The organism is Thiocapsa sp. (assembly GCF_035467215.1).
Classification (GTDB): Bacteria; Pseudomonadota; Gammaproteobacteria; order Chromatiales; family Chromatiaceae; genus Thiocapsa.
Window position 1 is genome coordinate 1 of sequence record NZ_DATITZ010000034.1, and the last position, 5,247, is coordinate 5,247.

The 5,247-nt window shown below is 65.5% G+C and carries 2 protein-coding genes and 1 pseudogene; all 3 read left to right on the forward strand.

All coding sequences use genetic code 11. From position 1 onward, the window contains the following. Positions 1 to 322: 322 nt before the first annotated feature. Positions 323 to 1,261, forward strand: coding sequence for an ABC transporter ATP-binding protein (locus tag VLR48_RS01850; RefSeq protein ID WP_325290147.1), 939 nt, complete (start codon positions 323 to 325; stop codon positions 1,259 to 1,261). Then, a pseudogene (locus VLR48_RS01855) lies at positions 1,254 to 4,188 on the forward strand (Gldg family protein). Before VLR48_RS01850 ends, VLR48_RS01855 begins: the two are co-directional and overlap by 8 nt. Before the next feature lie 223 nt (positions 4,189 to 4,411). Then, positions 4,412 to 5,247: DUF4340 domain-containing protein (locus VLR48_RS01860; protein ID WP_325290148.1), on the forward strand; the 836-nt coding region annotated here is incomplete at its 3' end.

Below are 5,247 nucleotides of genomic sequence, written 5' to 3' on the forward strand. Positions count from 1 at the left end.
CGGATCGATCGTCGATTACGACAACGACAACGACAACGAACGAACTCGACAGGTCTTGCATCCCGCGGCCGCCTCGGGTGAAATCCGCGCCCGAACAGCGTCCGAGGCCCGAGAGACGCTCAACCGCGCCAAGATCCGATAAGCCGAGGTTTTCCCGAAACGGGGCCGGCGGTCCAGAATCGCTTGATCCTCGACGCGGTTCACATTCTCAACCATTCAAAGTCCTGAACCGCGTCCCCTCCGACGCGCCGGGGATCGCCGAGAGCCGATCCCGCGCGATGTCGGCGCAAAGTACATCGGACGCGGTTCAGCAGGAGACATCATGATCGAGGTTCGCGAGCTGAGTCGCAGCTATGGCGAGCTCAAGGCGGTTCAACAGGTGTCGTTCGACATCGGCCGCGGCGAGATCGTCGGACTGCTCGGCCACAACGGGGCCGGCAAAACCACCATCATGAAGATGATGACCGGTTATCTGGAGCCGAGCAGCGGCTCGATCCGGATCGACGGGCTGGACATCGCCGAGCAGCGGCGCGAGGCGCAACGGCGCATCGGCTATCTGCCCGAGAACTGCCCGCTCTATCCCGAGATGCGTGTGATCGACTACCTGGACTACCAGGCGGCATTGCACGGGATGGCCGACAACCGCCGTCCCGCGGCCATCCGCCGGGCCATCGAGCGCACGGATCTCGGTCCCAAGGCGACCGCGATCATAGGCACACTCTCGCGCGGCTATCGCCAACGCGTGGGCGTGGCCCAGGCGATCCTGCACGAGCCCGCCATCCTCATCCTGGACGAGCCGACCAACGGCCTGGACCCCTCGCAGATCCAGCATATGCGAAGCCTGGTCCGCGAGCTGGCCAAGGATGCGACCCTGATCATCTCCACCCACGTCCTCCAAGAGGTCGAGGCGGTGTGCAGCCGGGTGCTCATCATGCGCGGCGGCCAACTGGCGCTCGACAGTGCACTGGATGCTATCGGGCGGCCCAAGCGCCTGCTCGTCACGCTCGACTGCGCGCCCGAGGAGGCGCGGCCTGTACTCTCCCGGATTGAGGGGGTCACGGACGTCGAGGCGTGGGACGGCGATGCGGGTCTTCGCCATTTCGCCCTGAGCGCGGCGGATCCACAGGCGCTCGCACCGCTGGTCGCCAAGGCGCTCGGCGGAGAACCCTGGAACCTCTACGGACTTGCACCCGAGCGGCGCGACCTCGAAGACCTCTTCGGTGCCGTGACCCTGGAGCAGATGGAGGTGGCTCATGTCTGACATCCTGCGCGTCGCACGCCGCGAGCTCGGCGCCTTCTTCGGCTCGCCCGTCGCCTATCTCTTCATCGGCGCCTTCCTGGCGGTCTCGCTCTTCGTCTTCTTCTGGGTCGACGCCTTCTTCGCGCGCAATATCGCCGATGCCCGACCCCTGTTCGACTGGATGCCGGTGCTGCTGATCTTTCTCTGTGCCGCCCTGACCATGCGGCTCTGGAGCGAAGAGCGACGCGCCGGGACGCTCGAGACACTCATGACCCTGCCTGTGCCGACCCTGAATCTGGTCCTCGGCAAGTTCCTGGCGGGTCTCGCCCTGGTCGCGATCGCCTTGGCCCTGACGCTGCCGATCCCGCTCACCGTCTCGCTCCTGGGTCCGATGGATTGGGGCCCGGTGATCGGTGCCTATCTGGCCACCCTGCTGCTGGCGTCGGCCTATCTGGCGATCGGACTCTTTGTCTCGTCGCGCACCGACAACCCGATCGTCGCCCTGATCGGGACCACCCTGGTCGGCGCCCTGCTCTACCTGATCGGCACCCCGGCGCTGACCAATCTGGTGGGGCACGACGGCGGCGAGCTGCTCCGACTCATCGGCAGCGGCTCGCGCTTCGAGTCCATCACGCGTGGCGTGATCGATCTGCGCGATCTCGTCTACTATCTGAGCATCGTCGGCGCCTTCCTCGCCCTCACACTCTACAGCCTTGAGCGGCTGCGCTGGGCCGAATCGGACGCCAACCGGCGGCATCATCGCCGCTGGACCCTGGTGACCGGGCTTGCGGTCGCCAATCTCTTGGCCGCGAACCTCTGGCTCGGCGCCGTCGGCAACGCCCGCGTGGATCTCACCGAGGGTCGGGTCTACTCGATCTCGGAGGCGACCCGGACCTATCTCGGTCAACTGCAGGAGCCGCTCCTGATCCGCGGCTATTTCAGCGCGGACACACCCCTTGCTGGCCCCGTTGGTCCCGCAGATTCGCGATCTGCTGCGTGAATACCAAATCGCTGGCGGCAGCCGGGTCCAGGTCGAGTTCGTCGACCCCGAGCGCTCGCCCGAGCTCGAGCGCGAGGCCGGCGAGCAGTACGGGATCCGCCCCGTCGCCTTCCAGACCGCGACCAAGTATCAGGCCTCCGTGGTCAATTCCTATTTCGACATCCTGATCAAGTACGGCGATCAGTTCGAGACGCTCGGCTTTCAGGATCTGATCGACGTGAAGGTCCAGGGCGAGACCGATCTGGACGTGCGCCTGCGCAACCCGGAGTACGACCTCACCCGCGTGATCCGCAAGGTCCTCTACGGCTACCAAGGCGCCGGCGATCTCTTCGCCAATCTGACCGAACCGGTCCGTTTCCGCGGCTTCATCTCGCCGGCCGATCGCCTGCCCGAGCCCTTGCCCGAGCTGCGGGCCGACCTGGAGTCAATCCTCTCCGAGCTTGCCGCAGACGGTGGCGAGCGTTTCAGTGTCGAGATCCAGGATCCTGCGGCCGGCGACGGCTCATTGGCCCGAACGATTGCCGAGCAGTTCGGCTTCGAGCCGCTGGTGGTCAGCCTGCTCGATCCCACGCCCTTCTATTTCTACATGGTGCTCGAATCCGGCGATCAGGCCGTTCCGGTTCCGCTCCCCGAGTCGCTCGATCGGGCGGGTCTGACCCGCGCCATCGAGGCCGGAATCAAGCGGTTCGCGCCCGGCGTGTTGCGCACCATCGCGCTCTACACGCCGCCGTCGACGCCCGGAATGTTCGGCGAGCCGGCCGCGGGACCCGGCTATGGCCTCTTGCAGGAGACCCTGCGCACCGGATTCAATCTGCGCGAGACGGATCTCACATCCGGTCAGGTCGCCGAGGATGCCGATCTGCTTCTGGTGGTCGGACCCCAGGCCATGGACGAGCGCCAGCAGTTCGCCATCGACCAATTCCTGATGCAGGGCGGGACCGTCATCCTGGCCGCATCCAGCTTCGATCTGGACCTGGCCGGGGGCTCCATCGCGGCGCGGGCCGCACCGACCGGCCTGGAAGACTGGCTCGCCCATCAGGGGCTGACACTCGAGCCGAGCCTGGCGCTCGACCCCAAGAACACGCCCTTCCCGATCCCGGTGCAGCGCGACCTGGGCGGCTTTATGGTCGAGGAGATCCAAACGCTCGACTATCCCTATTTCCCGGATGTCCGCAGCGACGGACTCGCTCAGGACTCCGGAATCACCTCGGCCCTCGGCCAGATCACCATGAACTGGACCTCGCCGATTCAGATCGATGCCGAGAAGAATGCCGATCGGCGTGTGATCGAGCTGATCCGCAGCTCGTCCGGTTCCTGGACCAGTGACTCGGAGAACATGCAGCCCGACTTCGAGACGCACGGCAGTCTCGGCTTCCCGCGCGGCGAGGATCGCGGCAGCCGTGCCCTAGCCGTTGCGGTCGAGGGACGCTTCGACTCGGCCTTCGCGGGGCGTCCCTCGCCGCTCCTGGACGATGCGGCCGAAGACGACGCATCCGAGGACAGCGGGCCCGACGACACCGATCCGCAGGCGATCGACCCGGAGACCGGCGAACCCGCCGAGGACAAGACCCCGGTCATCTCGGGCGTCGTGGAGACCTCGCCCGCTTCGGCTCGACTGATCCTGATCGGCTCGTCCACCTTCCTCTCCGACACCGCGATCAGTTTGGCGACCGAAGCGACCCAAAGCCGCTATCTCAAACCGCTGGAGCTGATCCAGAACGCCGTCGACTGGTCGCTGGAGGATCGGGGTCTGCTCACCCTGCGCGGACGCGGTCAGTTCAACCGACTGCTCGAGCCGGTGGGTCGCGAGGGTCGCATCTTCTGGGAGACTCTGAACTATGTCCTCGCCCTCGCCGGTCTGGCCTTGGTGTATTGGCTGTACCGACGCGCGAGGGCGCGGCGCGAGCGGGCCGACGAGGCGATTCTGGGCGCTCAAGCGCGTGCTTGATCCAAGGTTAAACCGCGTCCAGCGCGAAATGCTGACTTTCGAGTCAATTCGACGCTTGGTGCATCGACAGCCCTTAGCAGGGACGCGGTTTAAAATAGTAAACTTTTTAATATCTTAAACCGCGCCAACTCCGGCGGTCGTTAAGTTTGCCGGGGCCGTTTCCATCCGAAAACATCGCATAACGCGCCGGGTGCGGTTTAAGTTTAAGACGAGAATGACTTACATGACAGTTCAATCCGATACCGGCTGGCGTCCCGACCTGCGCGCGCCGCTCGTCGTGGGGCTGGCCGGGTTGCTGGTCCTGCAGATCCTGCTCGCCCTCGGTCTGAATCTCGGCGGCGGTCGTACACTCGTGCCGAGCGGAGCCGACACGCCGCTGCTCGGCATGACACCCGATCAAGTCCAGGGCCTGCGTATCGAGAGCGGCGACGGGACCGAGTCCGTGACCCTCGCGCGCCGCGGCGACACCTGGCTCGTTGCGGATCTGGCCGACCTGCCGGTGCAAAGCGCCAAGGTCGAGCAATTCCTAGGCGAGCTCGCCGCGCTGAAGCGCCCCCTACCGATCGCCACCAGCGACGAGGCCCGCGAGCGCTTCAAGGTCGCCGACGACACCTTCGAGCGGCGCCTGACGCTCGAAGGAGAAACGGGAACGATCGCCGGGCTTCTGATCGGCGACTCTCCCGGCTTCAAGCGTGTCTTCGCGGGTATTCCGGGGGAGCCGGGCGTCTACGAGCTGAGGCTGGCCTTGTCCGACGTTTCCGCACGACGGGACGACTGGATCGACGTGGGACTCCTGCGCTTGGAGGGCGAGCAGATCAACCGCATCGCCATGAACGATTGGATCCTGAACAAGGACGAGACGGGTGTCTGGACGCTCGCCGACAGCGATCGGCCCGTCGACGCGGAGACGGTCTCGGCCTTGATGCTGCGTATCGCCAATCTGGGTTACCGCGGCGTGCTCGGTATCGCGGATGATCCTGCCTACAATCAGCAGGATCCGCTCAACGAGCTCGAGATCGGGCTTGCCAACGGCTCCTCCAGGCACTATCGGATCTCACG

What these genes read in the sequence shown, in the direction of transcription:
- VLR48_RS01850 (WP_325290147.1), top strand. Translation starts at nt 323, where the DNA reads ATGATCGAGGTTCGCGAGCTGAGTCGCAGCTATGGCGAGCTCAAGGCG.